Below are 17,868 nucleotides of genomic sequence, written 5' to 3'. Positions count from 1 at the left end.
ACGACAGGAGATGCGCGGCATGACGGTCAGCAGGGAGACCTCGGCAACCCGTCAGCAGGTGTGGGATGTGCTCGCCGATGGATGGACCTACTCGGGTTGGGTGGTCGGCAACAGCCGAATCCGGGCTGTCAGCGCGGACTGGCCGGCACCGGGTTCGCGGATTCTGCACTCCATCGGCACCTGGCCCGTCGTCATCGACGACGAGACCGTGGTCGAGAGTTGTGAGCCCGGCCATGAACTGGTGTTGTTGGCCAAGGTCCGCCCGGCGGGCAAGGCACGGATCACCATGCGTCTCTCTGACAACGGTGACGGCGGGTGCCGAATCGAGATGACCGAGGTGGCCACCACCGCGCCGGTGCGGTGGGTCCCCGACGCCGTGCAGTTACTCGGTGTCGCACCGCGCAACCGCGAGTGCACCTGGCGACTGGCGCTGATCGCCGAACGGGCCGACCCCGTCGCTTTCTGAGATGTCGCGTTCTGAGATCAGGCGGCGGTGTGCCTGACCCGCGGGCGTTCGGCCATTTGAGCCTCAGCCTGCTTGCGCAGCGAGTCCAGCGCCTTGGCAAGGATGCGCGAAACCTGCATCTGTGAGCAGTCCATCCGCTCGGCGATCTGCGTCTGGGTCATATCGTCGAAGAACCGGTAATTGAGTACGGCGCGTTCTCGGGGAGACAGTTTTTCGATGAGCGGTCGCACGGTCTCCACATCGACGATCTTGTCCAGCCGGGTGTCCACCGAGCCGAGGGTGTCCTTGAGGGTGAAGTCCTCACCGTCGTCGGTGGCCGGTCGGTCAGTGGAGACGGTCGAATAATGGCTTGCGGCCACGGTCGCCTGGATCACCTCTTCGCGTTCGATGCCCAGGTGGGTGGCGATCTCGCTGGCAGTCGGCGCGTGGCCCCGGGTTCGGGTCAATTCCTCGCGCGCCTTGGTCAGCTGCAGACTGAGATCTTTCAGGCGGCGCGGCACGTTCACGGCCCATCCGGTATCACGGAAGTGCCTGCGCACCTCGCCCATCACCGTCGGCACGGCAAAGGAGAGGAAATCCGCCCCACGGTCCGGATCGAACCGGTTGACCGCCTTGATGAGTCCGATACAAGCGACTTGGTAGAGATCGTCGTAGGGCTGTCCGCGCCCGGAGTACCGCTGGGCGATGTGTTCGGCCAGCGGAAGAATCCTGGTGATGATGTCGTCGTAGAGCGTGCGGTGGTCAGCCGAGCCGGGCTCGTGGCTGCGCAAGGATCGCACCATGTCGGCGATTTCGGCGTACTGCTGATCGGTTCGTGGCATCCGAGTTTCCCCTGTTCGAAATGGTGCTGAGGGTGGCTCGGATCTGAACCATCTAGTGCATACCCCGAGGAGCCGCTCATCGAACCTCGAGTTCGGGCCGGTATGCCGGCCGCACGGTCATTATGCGACGGCGGTGCCCGCCGCGCCGTGGTCACGCGCCGATTGCGCGCACGATGCACATTCGGCGGTATCGAGGTCGAATTCTCCGCATGTCGTGCAGATGAATGGAATCACGATCGCATCTCCAGGTGTATTGCGGCGCCGCCATCGCGCCCGTTGGTCAGCTTGTACCCGGTGCGGTGGTGCGTTGAAACCGCCAGTCCGCACCGCGCTGTGTCTGCTCTCAGAGTGGATGGCACAAGACGAAAGCTCTTACGGTGACGTCAAATTGCCGCGGTCCGGTGTCGACAAGGAAACGCCAGATGAAGCGCGTACTGATCTGCGTGGCGAGGTTTGCAGGAGGTGTGCAGGTGAGCACCGGCGATACGGCGACGCCGGTTTGGTTGTCCGCGAGGCGAACACAGCGTTACCGTAGGAACATGTCTGATCGGGGGATCGATCTCGCGCGCGCTCTCGCGGACCTGGCGCTGACGATGCAGGACCAGGCGGGTACCGAATCCACTCTCGAGGCGGTGGTCAAGGGCGCGGTGGAGATCGTGCCGGGCGTGCGCTGGGCGGGTGTCTCGATGATCGAAGGTCGCACCGTCACCCCAAGAGCGCCGAGCGACCCGATGGTCGCCGAATTGGATAGGTTGCAGACCGAACTCGACGAGGGTCCGTGCTTGAGTTCGCTGCGTGAGCATCGCACCGTGCTCATCGAGGATATGGCGACCGAGACGCGCTGGACTCGGTTCGCGGCGGCCGCGCTTGAGCTTGGTGCGCGCAGCCTGTTGTCCTTCCAGCTTTATGTGCTGCAACAAAATCTCGGAGCGCTGAACCTCTATGGCGGTGAGGCCGGTGTGTTTTCGGAGGAGTCGGAATTCATCGGTGCCATTGTCGCCCAGCATGCGTCCATTGCGTTGTTCGGTGCGGAGGCCGAGAGTCAATTCGAAGAGGCGCTGCACAGTCGTGACGAGATCGGGCAGGCCAAAGGGATCATCATGGAGCGGTTCAAGATCGATTCCATGGCGGCGTTCCGGCTGCTGGTCAAGCTCTCCCAGGATGCCAATGTCAAGCTGTCCGATATCGCGCATCGCATCGTGACCCAGATCAACGACGAGACGACCTGAATAACCGAGACCTCCGGTACTGGTTATGATCTGTTCGCCGTGCGAGCGGCCGAGCGAACGGGAGGTCGCGGTGAGGAACATGGTGGGGAATTCAGGTGCGTCGGTGTGCGGTGTCAGTACCCGTCTTGTGGACGGGACGGTGGTCATCACCGTCACCGGAACGATCGACATGGTCACCGTCGCGCATTTGGAGGGCGGCATCGAATCGGCGATGGCCGGCGCGCCGGAGCGCGTCGTGATCGATCTGCTCGGCGTGCAGTTCCTGGCGTCGATAGGCATCGGTGCGCTGGTCGCTGTCCACCATCATCCGACGGTTCGGTTGGCCGTCGTCGCTGCCGGACCTGCTACCGCCCGGCCACTACAACTCGTCGGGGTGGCCGATGTGATCGATGTGTGCCCGACACTCGACGAGGCGTTGAATACGGTTCTCGCGCAGCGATAGTCGCTGTTTCAAGAACCGACGCTGAGGGCGAGCAGCGCGATATCGTCGGTCGGCTGGAGCTTCGGGATCAGCGTCGCCAGATCGTCGATGAGCGCCGCCGCGCTCAGCGCGGTGCGGGTCGCGCCGTAGGTGGCAAGTGCGGCATCGTCGAAAGGATCGGCGCCGCGGCGTGCCTCGGTGAGCCCGTCGGTGTACAGCAACAGCGTCTGACCGGGCTCCAGCGTCACTTCCAGTGTTCCGAATGTCGCGTGCGGCGTGGCCCCGACGAGCATGCCGGTCTCCGGTCTGACGGCGTGTGCGGTTTTCGTCCGCGGATCCAGCAGAAGGGCAGGGGGGTGCCCACCGGTAGCCATGACCAGATCGAAACCACCGGTGCTGCGGCGGCGCAGGATCAACACCGACACCGTCGCGAACCGGCGCGGCCGCAGTTCCCGCAGTAGCACCGCGTTCAGTTCCGCCAGCGCCGACGCGGGTTCACGGTCATGCAGCAGCGCCGCGCGCAGGCTGTACCGGATGAGTGTCGTCAGCACGGCGGCATGCACACCGTGACCCTGCACGTCGCCGATGAACAGACCCCACGTTCGCTCGTCGAGGGCGAACGCGTCGTAGAAGTCACCGCTGACATCCCGCGGTGATGCCGGGTGATACCCGGCGACCAGGTCCATGCCGGGGATCTCGGGCAGCTTGGGTGGCACCAGCACCTGCTGTAGTGCTGTCGCGTAATCGTCGATGCTGTCGCGCTCGCGTTCGGCCGCCTCCCGGTCCAGCTGGGCCTCGTCGCGGTCCGACCGGGCCCGATCCCGATCTCGCTGAGCGATCACGCGATCCGAGCGCGCCTCATCCAGGGCCAGATGCGCGCTGTCTCGATCCCGCCTGGCTGCGTCCCTGTCGGCGCGGACGGCGTCCAGTTCGGCCTCGGCGACCGTACGGAGCCCATGCTCGAGGGTCAGGGCCTCCGAGGACGACAGGCGGAGCTCCAACTGCTCGATCACCACGACGGCGAGGTCGGCCAGTACCGACAGCTGCGACGGAGAGGGATCGCGACGCGAACGGGTGTCCATCGCCGCGACGGCACCCAGGTGGTGTCCGTCGAACGTGATCAGCGGGACACAAGCGTAGAAACCGATGCCGTGCTCGCGAACGAAGCGGTTACCTGCCGCGCGGGGATCGGTTTGGCAGTCGGACACCACGTATGGGGCTGTGCCGGCAATGGCGGTGGAGCACAGTCCGTCCTCCCTATCGATCCGGTCGACGTCCAGCCCGTGGGTGCCGACCATCCAGATACTGTCCCGTTCAACGAGCGTGACGACGCCATACGGTGCGTCGAACACCTCGGCGATGATCGTGGCGATACGCGCCAGCACCGGGTCGGCCGGGCCGATGACCTTGCGATATCGCGCCACCGCAGCCAGCCGCACCCGCTCGTCGGCGTCGATGTCCTCGGTGCTCATGGCTCCTACCCGATTCTGGTTCGCGTGCACTGCTGCAGCCGAGAGGGTTCCCGTTTCGTCACGGTTTTATACGGAGCGGGCGCACGTGGCGCGGGTCATGACTAGACTTCGTCGAATGGGGTAATCGACCAAAGATGTGCCCTTTACCTCAGCCCGCGCCGCCGCCGGGGGACGCCGATCTGCTGGTGTCGGCAACCGCCGAGCCGACGGCAGCCGGCGAGTTGAGCGGCGAAATCAGGGCGTGGCTGACCCGACGGGTGCACATCGACACCGACCGGATCGCCGATATCGTGCTTGCCGCCTATGAGGCCCTGGCCAATTGCGCCGACCACGCGTACCGCGGCCAATCAGCCGCCGGGGTCATGAGCATCGAGGCCCGCCACGACACGGACGCGCGGACGGTGCGGCTCTGCGTGGTCGACCGCGGCCACTGGCTGGATCCGCGATCGTCACCCAAGAACCCTGCGCGAGGCCGCGGACTGCGACTCATGCGCGCGCTGTGTGATGACATGACCGTCGACGGCTCCGACCACGGGACCAGGGTGTGTCTGCAATTCGAGCAGTGTCCGGCCCGCTGACGGGTCACGCGTCGACGATCTGCACGGTGACCAGATCGGCGAGCCCACTGAGTGTGAGGATCGCCTTCAGTAGTCGGTTGGCGAGGATGCTGATGTGGTTGACGTGTCGGAACAACGCGTTGATGGCGGCACTGTCGAGGTAGGTGACATGCGTGAGGTCCACGGTGAGTGAACCCCCGGCGTCGGCGGTCGCGGCCTCAAGCGCGGCGGAGAACGCCTCGACATTACTCAGATCGATCTCCCCGACTGCCTCCAACGCGGTCGTACCAGCGTCGGTATGGGTCTGGTGGAGGGTGAGTTCGGTGTTCATCAGCGGATCCTCGCCTGCATGTCGACGGTGGTGCCGAGGTGATCGGACTGGATGGTGACCTCGTGGGTCAGCGCGCGCATCAACGCGAGGCCGCGACCGCGGGTGGGGTGTGGCACCTCGTCGGCGGGCTTCCACACACCGGTATCGGTGATGCGCAGGTGAACATCGGACCCGTGTACCCGGCCGGCCAGCGTCACCGTGCCGGACTTCCCACCGCGGTGCCCGTGTTCTATCGAATTGGCGACGGCTTCCCCGACGGCGACCAGCAGATCCTGGACCTGTTCGGGGTCCAGACCGTTGCGCGACAACCACGTTCGCAGAGTGTCGCGGGTGACGGCCAGCTGGCTGATGTCGGCGGGCACGCTGATGTGCAGGGGGCCGGGGTGACGATAGAGCAGCATCGCCACGTCATCGGAGTAGCCCTGCGGTGGGGTCATGCCGGCCAGCAGTCGGTCGGCCAGCTCATCGCCCTGATCGGTCGAGCAGGCCTGCCGTAACAGCTCACCGGCGCGGGCAATACCGTCATCGAGCGACTCGCGCCGACGTTCCACGAGACCGTCGGTGTAGATCAGCAACGTCGCTCGCGCCGGCAGCGTCAGCAGCGCGACCGCGCGATTTCGGCCTGGCCGGATCCCCACCGGGACACCGCGTGCCGCGTCGAGCGTCATCGAGGTTCCGTCGGCATCGACCACGATCGGGGGAGGATGCCCCGCGTTTGAGTAACTGAGCTCTCCGGTCTCCAGATCGAGCACCGCGCAGAACACGGTGGTGCACCTGGCGCCGGTGAGTTGCATCGCGAAACGGTCGAGACCGGCCAGTGCTGTTGCCGGGGAGGGGTTTTCGAGCAACAGAGCGCGGCAGGCGCTGCGCAACTGGCCCATCACGGTCGCGGCATCCAGTCCGTGGCCGACACAATCGCCGACAATGAGACCGGCCCGGCCGTCGCCGAGGTCGATGACGTCATACCAGTCCCCGCCGACCTGCAACGGTGTGGTGGCCGGCAGGTAGCGGGCGGTGAATCCCGGCGGGAGGGCGGACGGCCCCAGGATTGCGTGTTGGAGCGCAACGGCCGTCTGGTGTTGTTGGTCGAGGCGATGCACCCGGTGCAATCCCTGCCCGAGCTGTCCGGCAAGCACGGTCAGCAGGGTGTGATCCGGTGCGGTGAACGGCCGGTTCTCGGCGAGTTCCATCCACACGACCAGCACACCGTCCGGGTGCGACACCGCGATCGCCGCGGTTCCCGGCCCACCGGTGAGCGAGGTGAGCGGATCCGCGTCGCACAGCGACTCGATGAATCTGCGCTTGCTCGACGGGAGGTCATCCCATTCGGTGGGCACTCCGGCCGCGATCACTGCCGGGTGCTCGGCGTCGGTCCCGAAGGTGACGGCGAGGACCCGTCGCGCCTGCCAGATCTGGCGGACCACCGCGACGGTGGATGCCACGGCCTGGTCCACCGTCTCGGCGAGGACCAGCGCGTGATTGAGATCCGCCAGAGCGGTGTCATGGCGTCGCCGGTAGTGCTCGGCGGTCGCGTCGCGCAGCGTCCCGACAGTCAGACGCTCCCCGGTATCCGGGTCTTCGGCATGGGTGAACGAGAACGTCACCCATAGCCGATGGCCGTCGCGGTGACACACCGGCACCGTGTGCACGCCGCGGTCCTGGTGCAGCAGGTCCTCGAAAGCCGCCGCGATCTGCCGATGGGCGTCGGGCTCGGTGACCGCGTCGGGCCACCAGGGATGAATGGCCGAGTAGGGAAGGCCTTCGGGGCCGTAACCGAGGATCTCCGTGAATGCCGCGTTGATCTCGACGACGGCTCCGTCTGCGTCGCAGACGAAGAACGCTTCCTGCAGGGAGTCGATGAGTGCGTCATGCCAGCGTGCGTGATGAGCCCGCATCCGGGCCAGGCTGATGTTCGCCTGCACTCGTGCGAGCAGCTCCGATGCGGCGAAGGGCTTGACCAGGTAGTCGTCGGCGCCGGCGCGTAGGCCGTCGATGGAGGCCTCCGCGCCGGCACGCGCCGACAGCAGCAACACCGGCAACGCGGCAGTGCGCGGATCCGCGCGCAGCGTGGCCACCAACTCCAGGCCATCCAGATGCGGCATCATCACATCGCTGACCACCAGTTCCGGCGGCCGCGACCGGATGATGTCGAGGGCATGCCTGCCGTCGGAGGCCTCTTCCACGGCGTAACCCGCGCCGGTCAGCAGTCGGGTGATGTAATGCCGCATATCGGCGTTGTCATCGGCCACCAACACCCGTGCCGTGGCGCTCGCCGACGGTTCGGCCGCCGGTGCCGCATCGGTGCCCTCGTCCTCGGGCAGCCAGCGCAGGGCCTCCTCCAGGAAGGGATTCGCCGTCTGCGGTGGCGGGGCGCCGGGCGGGCCGGTAGCCGCGCCCGCGGCGACGATGGCGTCCTCGGGTAAGTGGTTGGCGCCGAACGGTATCCGCACCGTGAAGGTGGTGCCGACACCCTCGGTACTCTGCGCGGTGATGGTGCCGCCGTGCAGGGTCACCAGCTCACGCACCAACGCCAATCCGATACCGCTGCCTTCGTGCGATCGCGCCCATGCCGCCGGGATGCGGTGGAAACGATCGAAGAGCCGGGGCAGTTCATCGGCGGAGACACCGATGCCGGTATCGGCGATGACGAACACCGCGTCGCCGCCATCGCGCTCCGTACGCACCGAGATGGAGCCGGCGGCAGTGAATTTCACCGCGTTCGACAAGACGTTGAGGATGACCTTCTCCCACATGTCCCGATCGAGGTACACCGGTTCACCCAGCGGTGGGCACTCCACCAGGAACTCCAGGCCCGCGCGCTCGACCGCGGAGCGAAACCCGCTTGCCAGCTCGGCGGTCAGTGCCGCCGCGTCCACCGGTTCGTAGCGCGCCTGCGTCCGGCCCGCCTCGATGCGGGCGAAATCCAACAGCGTGTTGACCAGCTTGGTCAGACGAAAGCCGTTGCGTTGCACGACTTCCAGATCCCGCCGAGCGTCCGGGCTGATCTTGTCAGCGTCACCGCCGAGCAGTTCGGCGACCGGACCGAGCATCAACGTCAGTGGGGTCCGGAACTCGTGGCTGACATTCGAGAAGAACACCGTCTTGGCGCGGTCCAGTTCGGCGAGCTCGGCGGCGCGGCGTTGTTCGGCCAGATAGCTTCGTGCGCTGCCGATTTCGCCGGCGATGTGCCCGGCGACCAGGTCGATGAATCCGCGGTAGGAGTCGTCCAGCGGGCGCAACCTGTTGAGACCGGCGACGAGCATTCCGTAGGGCGCGGCGCCCTGTTGGGTGAGCGGAGCCAGCAGCGCCTGGACGGGCGGCTGCGACCACGGTTCGGTAGGCAGATCCGTGAACGGTGCGCCGGTGAGCTCGACGACCGTCGAGCGCCCGGCGACGGCATCTGTGCAGGGCCAGACCGTCGAGTCGGTGCAGTCATCTGTGATAGGCAGCTGTTCGGGTGCCGCCGGGTGCCCGGCGGGTATCCCGGTGCGCGCCACCAGGCGGGCGTGGTCGGTGCCGTCGAACAGGTACAACAGGGCGAACGGGAGGTCGAAGCGGTTGCGGCGCAGCTTGGCCGCCGCCGTCTGCAAAGTTTGATCTTCCGAGGGCAGCAGATTGGGATCGGAACCCAGCTCCCGCAGGGTGGCCATCCGCCGCTCCGTGATTACGCGGGTGGTGTCCTCACTGACGACGCACAACAAGCCCACCACGCGTCCGTCGTCGTCGCTGAGCGCGCTGTAGGAGAACGTGTGGTAGCTCTCCTCGGGGAACCCCGAGCGTTGGATGATCAGCTGCAACCCCTCGTCCCAGGTCGCCTCGCCGGTGCTGAACACGTGGTCGATCCGCGGGCCGATATCGTCCCAGATCTCGGCCCAGACCTCGCGGGCCGGTCTGCCGAGCGCCCACGGGTATTTGCTGCCCAACGTCTGGTCGCGGTAGGCCGCATTGCAGAAGAAGGTCAGTTCCGGCCCCCAGGCCATCCACATGGAGAACCGTGACCTGAGCAGGATGCGTACCGCGGTCTGCAGGCTCTGGGGCCAGGCCGAGGGATCACCCAGTGGGGTATCTGCCCAGTTCACCCGTGCCAGATCAACACCGATCTGCGGATCGGAACTGAAGACATCCCCGACCGGATGGCGCGGGTCGGGCGTGGTGTCAGCGCTCATCGGCGGCCTCGGGTGTCCTGGCAAGCGGCCTCATGATCGGTAACTACCCACCGAACGATCCCCTCCAACGTGATGTCGGCGTTCCGTTTTGCCGCACCGACCATACCCGGCAGATCATCGTTCACCGGACGACGGCGGTTGCGCCGTCCCCCCTCAACGGATCCGGGTGACCAGACCTCGATCACCGTCGACCCGGATGCGGTCACCGGTCTGGAAGGTCTGGGTGCCGATCAAGGTGTTCACCACACAAGGCAGGCCGTACTCGCGCGCCACCACTGCGCCGTGGGATACCGAGCTGCCGATATCGGTCACCAGAGCGGAGATCACGGTGAAGTACGGTGTCCAGCCGACATCGGTCACGGGTGCCACGAGGATCTCCCCGGGGCGCACGGCCCCGGCGTCGCGGACGGATTTCGCCACCCGCACGGTGCCCTCGACCACGCCTCGACTCGCCGGACGGCCGATGATCGTGTCATCGTCGCCGAGTTCTCCGGCGTGCGGTGTCGCGATCCGTGGTCTCGGTCGCCCCACCGAGACATCGTCGAATTCGAGCGCGTCCTGGTAGGGGAGGGCATCGCGGCGTTTCGCCGCACGGTGGACGAGATCGGTGATGTCATCGTCGCCCACCACCTGCTCCAGCTCGGAGCGGTCGAAGAAGAACACGAGATCGGCATCGGGCAGTCGGCCGGTGCGCTGGAGTAGCTCACCGAGATCGCGGTACCCACGCTTGAGCGCATGGGCCATCAGCGCCATCTTGGCTTTGGTCTGTTCGCGTCCGCGGGCGCCGCCCCTGGCGAGACGGGCCAGCAGTTCGATCGGCGCGGGGGACTTCTCATGCACCGCATCGGGTGCGGATACACGCCCGGGGGTGACGAGCGAGGCCCGCAGCATCGCCTGCATCATCGATCCGAGGCCCGCCGGGTCGTCTGCCCAGGACGGGTCGCGCATACACAGTTCCCGGTATCCGCGGTGTCCGTGCCTGCCGAGGAACTCGCGCAACCCGTTGCCCGCTACGTCGCCGCACAGATTTCGGACAGCCACATCGGGTGCATGGGCGAGGAACCGATCCGCCGCCGGCGGATCGGCAGCCAGCTGCGCCACCACCGACCTCAGCTGCTGGAGCATCAGCGCACTCTCGACGTCATCGGCGCCGGCCATCAGGCGCATGGCCTCGGCCCGACCGTCGGTTTCGGTACGACCCTGTCGGACGGCCCGGCCGATCAGGGTGCTCTCCAGGACGTTCGCCGCGACGGCGGCACGTGATGAGGACCGCACGTGGATGAGCGTGACGTCACAGTAGAGCTCGACACCGGATTCCAGCGCGCGCAACATTTCTCGTGCATCGGCGGTGGCGGGAATGCGGAATCGGGTGATCCGGTCGTCGAGTCGGCGGATTGCCGGGCCGACCGACAGCGCGTGGCTCACCAATCGAATGGTGTTGCCGAGCTTGCGGATGAATGGTTGTGCGGGTTTGGCTTCCAGCTCGTCGATCACCCGGCCGCATATCGACATCGAGAACTGCTCGCGCGAGTTGCCGAGGATGCCCGAGCTCAGCGCCGTACCTTCGGTGAGGTTCAAGAACATGTGGCCGTAGAAATAGCCGACCTGCAACCAGGGTGTCTCGTAGCGCGGCTGGGCTCGCGCGACCACCTGGGTCATCTGCATCGCGTAATCGATGGCGTAACCGGATACCGACGCCGTGAGCGGACAGAACGCACCCGGCATCATCTCTCCGATGTTGCAGCGGGTGTAGACATGATCGACACCCGCCGGCGGGGAGTCCATTTCGTTGAGGTCGCCGGGGAGGGTGGTGATGGGGCGGGCTTGCAACCACCACAGCGTTCCCGATCGGTCGATGGCCCATTCGAGGTCCATCGGCATGTCCCAGTGCCGAGCGGCCCGTAACGCGCCGGTGCGGATCGCGGCGATGTCGTCGGTGGTCAGTATCGGTGTTCCGGCGGATTCGCACAGTGCGGTGGTTCCGTCGGCGTTGAGCACGAGGTGGTCCGACGAGGCTGATCCATCGACCAGTGCCTCCCCGAGACCGGCGACGGAGTCGATGATCATCAGGTCGCGCCGTCCGGTGGTGGGATCGGCTGTGAAGACCACGCCCGCGGCGCGGGCGTCCACCATCTGCTGCACCACCAGATGCATGGTGGCCGTGTCGCGCCCGCTGTATGCCGACGCCCGTTGCGAGGCGACCGAGTCGGCGCACCGGCGCACTGCGGTGACGAACTCGTCGACGCTGCCGACGCTCAGCACGGTTTCGTACTGACCCGCGAAGGATTGGTCGACCCCGTCCTCGCCGATGGCCGAGGAGCGCACTGCGACGGGAACCGTTCCCGCGGAGACCATTTGGGTGAAGCGTTCGACCGCGTCCTGGAGGGTGTCGTGTTGCGCGGCATCGGCGAGGACGAATCCGACCGGCACGGGCAGGCCGATTCGGCGCAGCTCCGCCAGTCCGGCGGCTTTACCGCCGAGGCTGCCGTCGGTGATGTCGTCGAACTCCACGATCGGCGACGTCTCCATCAGGCCCCTTCAGAATACGATACGGACGGTATTGTAATTACGGTCGGCATCATGACAGCAGACGGCCGCGCGGTTGGCAAGACCGCGCTCTGATCCCTATCTGATGCCGAGACGTCGCCGCCGCTCAGCTACGGGTGTTGATCACCTGCTCGGCGATATCGGCAAGTTTGGTATTGCTGTCCTGGGACAGCTTGCGCAGCAAGGCGAATGCCTGCACGTCGTCGATCTTGAAGCGTTCCATGATGATCCCCTTGGCCTGCCCGATGCGGTCGCGGCTGGCCACCGCCGACTCGAGCTCTTCGCTCTGGCGGCTTGCCAGGATCGCCGCGGCGGCATGCGCGGCCAGCACCAGGCCTGTGGTTTCGGCGCGGGCGGTCCAGACGTTGGGGTGAAAGCTGAAGAGATTCAATGCTCCGGCAGTGCGGTTGGCGGTGTACAGCTTGAACGACAGGCCGCTGCGCACGCCGTGCTCCAGGGCCGCCGGTGAGTACTTCGGCCAGCGCGGCTCGTTGCGGAAGTCGTCGGTGCGCACCACGATGTCATCCAGCGCTGCCTGCATGCAGGGACCCTCACCGAAGGTGACCTGCAGCTCGTCGAGCTTGTTGGGCAGGTCGCTGGTGGTGGCCAGCGACTCGTACGTCGAGTCCTTGCCGATCAGCAGGATTCCCGCGGTGTCGGCCTCCGGGATCAGTTCGATTGCTGCGGTCGTGACATCGCGCAGCACGTCGTCGACACTCTGCAAGGCGACGGCGCGAGCCAGTTCGGCCATCCGCTGGGCGAGGTCGCCACTGGAGTCAAACGTCATCCCGCCACCCTAGAAGAATGCGCGCTGCCACGTACAGTTTGGTCAACCGAGTTCACGGGTAACGCGTCCTTAGTGCCGCGATGACAGGCTGCGTTATCCCGGCATGAGGTGGGCTCAGGGTTGGTCGGCAGCCGCGTTAAGAAGTCAGCGGGACCAGAGTCTCACCGTCGCGCTCACATGATCTTCCGGGTGGCTTTCTTCGCGGCCAGTGTGGTTGGCCAGAGCCCGGACAGCATTTCGCCAAACTGGCGGCCCGACCGTGGTCCAATGACGGCAGGGCAGCCGGACCAACGGTCCGGTCGAGGGGGGAGTCTGCTGTGGGCGACACCGGCGTGGTCGCCACGTTCGGACGGTGGTGGCGGCAACCCAGCCGCTATGACTGGCTCATCCAGCTCGTCCAGGACAGCGGCTACGGACGGCTCGCCCGATTCGGCGTCGGCGCATCTTGCGTCGCCATCGGGGCGTGGCCGATCCTGATGACGTTCAGCGCCCAGGGCGTCGTTGCGCCCGTCGCGCGCATCGTGACCATGTCGTGTGGCGTGCTGGCAATATTGCTCGGCTGGTGGTGGTTCGCCGGGTGGCCCACTTACCGACAGTCCAGATTCATCGTGATCGTCCTGAACGCCAGCATCGCCATCACCTGCGTGCTGTACATCCTCGACGGCAGTCCCGTCACCGGAACCTTGGCATTCGCCCTTACCGCCACCTACGTCGCCGGCCTACACACGTTGCCGCATCTGGCGACCGTATTGGGGATGGCCACGGTGCCGATCATCATGAAGATCGTGTCGGAGGCGCTGGCCGGCGACCTCTACGAGGGATTGGCCGATGGCGTGCTGCGACTGGCCACGGTCACGGTGGTGCCGATCACCCTGCGACTGCTTTTGCAACTGCTCAGCGACGCCGCCGTCGACTCCGATATCGACCCCCTGACGGGACTGGCGAATCGGCGCGGGCTGTCGCGATCTGTCGGCCAGCTCGTGGGGACCGCGGGGAACGGTGGAGGTGTCAAGGTATCCCTCACGATGCTCGATATCGACAACTTCAAGGCGATCAACGACACCCATGGACATGCCACCGGGGACGGCGTGTTGGTCACGCTGTCCAGATTGATGCGCATGACCTGTCCCGACCACGCGGTGATCGCCCGGGTCGGCGGCGAGGAGTTCGCGATCATCGCGATCGGGGCCATCGGAGATGCGGTGGTGATGGCCGAGCGGCTGTGCAGCCAGTTCCATCGGGCTCCGGCTCGCTTCACGGTCAGCATCGGCATTGCCGGCGCCACGCTCGAGCACGCCGCATTCGTCGACACCATTGCCCTCACCGAGCGCCTGCTCGACGCCGCCGACCGGGCGATGTACACCGCCAAGCGCGCAGGTGGCGACCGGGTTCAGGTCGCCGCTGGGTGAACCGCAGGTGAGGATGCGGGGGTGAGCGGGTACTCCTGAGCCGCGGCACCCGGTCGCGTGGCGGGAGGATCGCGATGTTGGCTTGGCTCGACCGTGTCCAACAGCGCAGCCGCGCCGCCGGATTTGCGATCGCGGTGGTCTACAAGTACGTCGACGACCAGGCCAATTACCTGGCCGCGTTGATCACCTACTACACCTTCGTCTCGCTCTTCCCGGTCCTCATGTTGCTCACCACGGCACTCGGGGTTGTGTTGCGCGATCGGCCGCAGTGGCGGGAGCAGATCGTCGATTCGGCCATCAGTCAGTTTCCGCTGCTGGGCGATCAGATGAGCGAGCCCAATGCGCTCAGCGGCGGGACGACGGCCGTCGTCGTAGGGATCATCGGCGCACTCTATGGCGGTCTCGGGGCGGGCACGGCGCTGCAGAACGCCATGGACACCATCTGGGCGGTGCCGCGCTATGTGCGGCCCGACCCGATCAGGGCTCGGCTGCGTAGCCTGATGCTGCTGCTGGTGCTCGGCTCGGCACTGATCGCCACCACGGTGCTCACCGCCGTGGGCCGCAGTTGGGCCGACCTCGGATTCCTCGGGACGAGTGCGGTGGTCATCGCCTCACTGGCCCTCAATACTGCGGTCTGCGTCATTGCATTCCGTGTCACGACGGTGCGCGAGCTGACCGTGCCCCAGGTGTTGCCGGGTGCGTTGATAGCTGCGTGCCTGTGGCAGATCCTGCAATGGTTCGGTGCCTCTTACGTCACCCATGTCGTCGGTTCGGCAAGCGTCACCAACAGCGTGTTCGCCATCGTTCTCGGCTTGCTGGCCTTCCTGTACCTGGTCTCCACGTCGCTGTTGGTCTGTGCCCAGATCAATGCCGTCCGCGTGGACCGTTTGCATCCCCGCGCACTGCTGACCCCGTTCACCGATAATGTCGAGCTGACCGCGGCGGATCGCCGCATGTACTCCGGGCAGGCCGAAGCCCAGCAGGCCAAGGGTTTTCAGCGAGTGGATGTCAGCTTCGACGAGACACCGGTCGATCACGAGGTTTCCCGGCGCGACGGTGAGGGTATGGCCGGAGCCAATCAGTGAGTGGCCGAAGATTGTCCGGCCACTCTTACTCCAGATGGGAGCATGCTTGTGAGCGTCACCGGTAAGGCGAAGTCTGCCACTCGGTTCGGACTCAAGGTGCAACGCAGGATCGTGATTGCGCAGGCCCTATGGTGGCCCACGCTCATCCTCGGGGGAATCGTCGCCGGGGCGACTGTGCTCGCCGCGGCTCGCCGACGTACTGTGCCGCAACCGATTTCGGCGCCGGAGCCGCTCACGACCGCCTACTGAGCTGTCCGTGCGCGGCGCGGGTGCCCAAGAAGAGCACCGCGCCGACGGCCACCAGAATGCCGGCGAACAGCCAGACCTTGGCCGACTGTTGGGTCAGCAACAGCACGCACGACGCCACACCGAGTACCGGGACGATAGTCCATACGCGGAAATGTGGATGCTCGACCACATCACGACGCAGCACCAGCACGGCGATATTGGTCGAGATGAACACCACCAACAGCAGCAGGACGACCGTCTCGGCCAGTGTCGACAGATCGCCGATCAGGGTCAGCGCCATGGCCACCGCGGTCGTCGACACGATGGCGACCCATGGGGTTCGGCGTCGTGGCAGGACTCTGCCCAAAACTCCGGGGAGCAGGCCGTGCTCGGCCATTCCGAATGCCAGCCTGCTCGCCATGATCATGGTGAGCAGCGCACCGTTGGCGACGGCGACCAGAGCGATGGCCGAGAAGACCCACGCCGGGATGTTCAGTCCGGAGGCCGAGACGACGTCGAGCAGCGGCCCACTCGATGCTGCCAACTAGTCAGTCGGCAGCACCACCGCGCTCGCCAGACCGACCAGGACGTACACCGCGCCCGCGGTGATCAGCGCGGCGAACAACGCCCGGGGATAGATCCTGCTCGGATCTCGGACTTCCTCGACGATATTGGCCGAGGTCTCGAATCCGACGAATGAGTAGTAGGCGATGATCGCACCACCCAGAATGGCCAACGCCGGGGTCGAGTCCGCCGGGAACTCCATAACGCGGTCGACATCGCCCCCGCCGCGACCGATGAGCACGGCACCGGCGATGATCACGATCAGCAGACCGGTGAGTTCGATGACCGTCATGACCACGTTGCTCTTCATCGATTCGCTGATGCCCCTGGCATTGAGCGCAGCGACCAGGCCGAGGAACACCACGGCGGCCGGTATGGCCGGGACGTCGATGAAGGTGCGCAGATAGTCGCCGGCAAAGGCCAGCGCCAGACCGGCCGCGCTGGTGACCCCGGCGGCCAGCATGCAAAATCCCACCAGGAACGAGACCAGTGGCTGGCGGAACGCTCGCTCGGCGAATACCGCGGCGCCGCCGGCCTTGGGGTACTTGGTCACCAGTTCGGCATAGGAACCCGCGGTGAGTAGCGCCAGCAACAGCGCAACCAGCAGCGGCGCCCACAGGGCACCGCCGACCTCCTCGGAAAGCACGCCCATCAACGCATAGATGCCCGCGCCCAGCACATCACCGAGGATGAACAGGAACAACAGCGGCGCTGTGATCCTGCGCTTGAGCTTCTCGGTGGTGCGTTGCGGGCCGACCAGTGTTTCCGACGACGTTGCTTCCTCCACACTCCGTTGATCTGCGCGCTGCGGTGTACCCGGCGGACCGCGGTTTATGCACGCAGTCCGCCTTGCGCATCAGGACGATTCGCCGGCGTGCCGTTTGGCCGCTGCCGAAACGAGCATCCGATGACACGTGACGCTCGGACACACACCATTCAGACAACCGGAGGAAACCCGATGACAGCACGTGATGCGTCAGGCCAGGCCCGCAGGGGTCTGATCGATTCGGTCAAGGGCAAGGCCAAGGAGTTTGCCGGCGCCGTGACCGGTAACAATTCGCTGACCGCAGAAGGACAGCTGGAGCAGGAACAGGCTCGTCAGCGCAAGGAAGCGAACACCGTCGAGGCGGTCGCGAACGCCGAAGCCGAGACGGCCCGCCGCCAGGAGCGCGAAGCGCATCGACAGGCCGCTGAGCAACGAGATTCGGTGCGACATGTCACCGCTGCGATCGACGAGTCGATTGCCGGGGAGCAGGACGCCCAGACACAGGCGGGTGTCGAGGCTGCCCGCAGCGAAGGTGCTCGGCAGCAGTTGCAGGCCGAGCAGGACGCTCGGTTGGAGATCGGGCGAGCCGAGGCGCAGGAGCGGGTTGATGCGCGGGCCGCTGCGGCTGACGCCGTCGATGCGCTCGAAACCCACGCCGCGCAGGTCGATGAGGCCGACCGCCGGGCGGCCGAGGCCGACGAATTGCGGAGCAGGGCAGAGAAGTTGACCGACCGGACCGAGAATCGGTGATCCCGAACCGAACAGGAGCTCGTATGAACGTCATGGAAGTCCCCCGCACGATAGCCAGGGCGCAGTATCGCTTGGCGCGAATCCCATTGCAGCTGTTCGAAGATCGAGTGCTATCCCGATTTGATGTAGAGGCGCCGGCGCGACTGCTCTACGAGCGGTCCGTCGGCGCGCTGGACGCTGTGATCGGGCATGCGCTGGGCGATCGGCAGCTATCCCACGACGGAGTTGTGCTGGCGCATCGCATCGCAGCGCAGCACGCGGCCGCGCCG

At 66.1% G+C, this 17,868-nt stretch carries 13 protein-coding genes and 1 pseudogene; 7 read left to right on the top strand and 7 right to left on the bottom strand.

Going from position 1 to position 17,868, the window contains the following annotated elements; genetic code table 11:
• The first annotated feature begins 19 nt into the window (after positions 1 to 19).
• Positions 20 to 466 carry an SRPBCC family protein gene (locus tag IC40_RS0117600; protein ID WP_213449765.1) on the top strand — a complete coding sequence of 149 codons (447 nt, stop codon included), beginning with the start codon at positions 20 to 22 and terminating at the stop codon, positions 464 to 466.
• Positions 467 to 483: 17 nt separating this feature from the next.
• Here the strand turns inward: IC40_RS0117600 and IC40_RS0117595 are convergent, their stop codons facing one another.
• Positions 484 to 1,287, bottom strand: coding sequence for a SigB/SigF/SigG family RNA polymerase sigma factor (locus IC40_RS0117595; protein WP_036470207.1), 804 nt, complete (start codon positions 1,285 to 1,287; stop codon positions 484 to 486).
• A gap of 539 nt (positions 1,288 to 1,826) precedes the next feature.
• Between IC40_RS0117595 and IC40_RS0117590 the strand changes: the two genes are divergently transcribed.
• Complete coding sequence (locus tag IC40_RS0117590; RefSeq protein WP_030136010.1) at positions 1,827 to 2,516, top strand: GAF and ANTAR domain-containing protein; 690 nt, start codon at positions 1,827 to 1,829, stop codon at positions 2,514 to 2,516.
• Between the two features lie 79 nt (positions 2,517 to 2,595).
• Positions 2,596 to 2,958, top strand: a complete 363-nt coding sequence (locus IC40_RS0117585) for an STAS domain-containing protein (RefSeq protein ID WP_030136009.1) — start codon at positions 2,596 to 2,598, stop codon at positions 2,956 to 2,958.
• A gap of 8 nt (positions 2,959 to 2,966) precedes the next feature.
• Here IC40_RS0117585 and IC40_RS0117580 read toward each other — a convergent pair whose 3' ends face one another.
• Entirely contained in the window at positions 2,967 to 4,409 is a 1,443-nt protein-coding gene (locus IC40_RS0117580) for a GAF domain-containing SpoIIE family protein phosphatase (RefSeq protein ID WP_051644371.1), read from the bottom strand.
• Between the two features lie 134 nt (positions 4,410 to 4,543).
• Here IC40_RS0117580 and IC40_RS0117575 point away from each other — a divergent pair, with 134 nt between their 5' ends.
• Complete coding sequence (locus tag IC40_RS0117575) at positions 4,544 to 4,987, top strand: ATP-binding protein (RefSeq protein WP_042509956.1); 444 nt, start codon at positions 4,544 to 4,546, stop codon at positions 4,985 to 4,987.
• Positions 4,988 to 4,991: 4 nt separating this feature from the next.
• Here the strand turns inward: IC40_RS0117575 and IC40_RS0117570 are convergent, their stop codons facing one another.
• The 4 genes from IC40_RS0117570 to IC40_RS0117555 all read right to left on the bottom strand — a co-directional run bounded on the left by IC40_RS0117570 (position 4,992) and on the right by IC40_RS0117555 (position 12,797).
• Complete coding sequence (locus IC40_RS0117570; RefSeq protein WP_030136006.1) at positions 4,992 to 5,297, bottom strand: STAS domain-containing protein; 306 nt, start codon at positions 5,295 to 5,297, stop codon at positions 4,992 to 4,994.
• Positions 5,297 to 9,463 carry a SpoIIE family protein phosphatase gene (locus IC40_RS0117565; protein ID WP_030136005.1) on the bottom strand — a complete coding sequence of 1,389 codons (4,167 nt, stop codon included), beginning with the start codon at positions 9,461 to 9,463 and terminating at the stop codon, positions 5,297 to 5,299. The genes IC40_RS0117570 and IC40_RS0117565 overlap by 1 nt, the downstream gene beginning before the upstream one ends.
• 153 nt (positions 9,464 to 9,616) lie before the next feature.
• The gene (locus IC40_RS0117560) at positions 9,617 to 11,992 is read right to left on the bottom strand and encodes a PEP/pyruvate-binding domain-containing protein (RefSeq protein ID WP_030136004.1); all 2,376 of its coding nucleotides are present in this window, start codon (positions 11,990 to 11,992) and stop codon (positions 9,617 to 9,619) included.
• Between the two features lie 124 nt (positions 11,993 to 12,116).
• The gene (locus tag IC40_RS0117555) at positions 12,117 to 12,797 is read right to left on the bottom strand and encodes a GAF and ANTAR domain-containing protein (protein ID WP_030136003.1); all 681 of its coding nucleotides are present in this window, start codon (positions 12,795 to 12,797) and stop codon (positions 12,117 to 12,119) included.
• 317 nt (positions 12,798 to 13,114) lie between these two features.
• Between IC40_RS0117555 and IC40_RS26915 the strand changes: the two genes are divergently transcribed.
• Positions 13,115 to 14,206, top strand: a complete 1,092-nt coding sequence (locus IC40_RS26915; RefSeq protein WP_051644370.1) for a GGDEF domain-containing protein — start codon at positions 13,115 to 13,117, stop codon at positions 14,204 to 14,206.
• Positions 14,207 to 14,280: 74 nt separating this feature from the next.
• Positions 14,281 to 15,291: a YihY/virulence factor BrkB family protein gene (locus IC40_RS0117545; RefSeq protein WP_030136001.1), complete on the top strand. Its 1,011-nt coding sequence runs from the start codon at positions 14,281 to 14,283 to the stop codon at positions 15,289 to 15,291.
• A gap of 232 nt (positions 15,292 to 15,523) precedes the next feature.
• Here IC40_RS0117545 and IC40_RS26580 read toward each other — a convergent pair.
• Positions 15,524 to 16,870 (bottom strand): annotated as a pseudogene (locus IC40_RS26580) (APC family permease).
• Positions 16,871 to 17,041: 171 nt separating this feature from the next.
• Between IC40_RS26580 and IC40_RS0117530 the strand changes: the two are divergent.
• Complete coding sequence (locus tag IC40_RS0117530) at positions 17,042 to 17,599, top strand: hypothetical protein (RefSeq protein ID WP_030135999.1); 558 nt, start codon at positions 17,042 to 17,044, stop codon at positions 17,597 to 17,599.
• Positions 17,600 to 17,868 lie beyond the last annotated feature (269 nt).

The organism is Mycolicibacterium neoaurum ATCC 25795 (assembly GCF_000691525.1).
In the GTDB taxonomy this organism is placed as follows: domain Bacteria; phylum Actinomycetota; class Actinomycetes; order Mycobacteriales; family Mycobacteriaceae; genus Mycobacterium; species Mycobacterium neoaurum.
Note: the sequence above shows the minus strand (reverse complement) of the source record. Positions and strands in the feature narration are given on the sequence as shown.

Bases quoted from the DNA above. Each gene is read 5' to 3' on its own strand.
- IC40_RS0117600 (WP_213449765.1), top strand. From the start codon at position 20: ATGACGGTCAGCAGGGAGACCTCGGCAACCCGTCAGCAGGTGTGGGAT.
- IC40_RS0117595 (WP_036470207.1), bottom strand. From the start codon at position 1,287: ATGCCACGAACCGATCAGCAGTACGCCGAAATCGCCGACATGGTGCGA.
- IC40_RS0117590 (WP_030136010.1), top strand. From the start codon at position 1,827: ATGTCTGATCGGGGGATCGATCTCGCGCGCGCTCTCGCGGACCTGGCG.
- IC40_RS0117585 (WP_030136009.1), top strand. From the start codon at position 2,596: ATGGTGGGGAATTCAGGTGCGTCGGTGTGCGGTGTCAGTACCCGTCTT.
- IC40_RS0117580 (WP_051644371.1), bottom strand. From the start codon at position 4,409: ATGAGCACCGAGGACATCGACGCCGACGAGCGGGTGCGGCTGGCTGCG.
- IC40_RS0117575 (WP_042509956.1), top strand. From the start codon at position 4,544: ATGTGCCCTTTACCTCAGCCCGCGCCGCCGCCGGGGGACGCCGATCTG.
- IC40_RS0117570 (WP_030136006.1), bottom strand. From the start codon at position 5,297: ATGAACACCGAACTCACCCTCCACCAGACCCATACCGACGCTGGTACG.
- IC40_RS0117565 (WP_030136005.1), bottom strand. From the start codon at position 9,463: ATGAGCGCTGACACCACGCCCGACCCGCGCCATCCGGTCGGGGATGTC.
- IC40_RS0117560 (WP_030136004.1), bottom strand. From the start codon at position 11,992: ATGGAGACGTCGCCGATCGTGGAGTTCGACGACATCACCGACGGCAGC.
- IC40_RS0117555 (WP_030136003.1), bottom strand. From the start codon at position 12,797: ATGACGTTTGACTCCAGTGGCGACCTCGCCCAGCGGATGGCCGAACTG.
- IC40_RS0117545 (WP_030136001.1), top strand. From the start codon at position 14,281: ATGTTGGCTTGGCTCGACCGTGTCCAACAGCGCAGCCGCGCCGCCGGA.
- IC40_RS0117530 (WP_030135999.1), top strand. From the start codon at position 17,042: ATGACAGCACGTGATGCGTCAGGCCAGGCCCGCAGGGGTCTGATCGAT.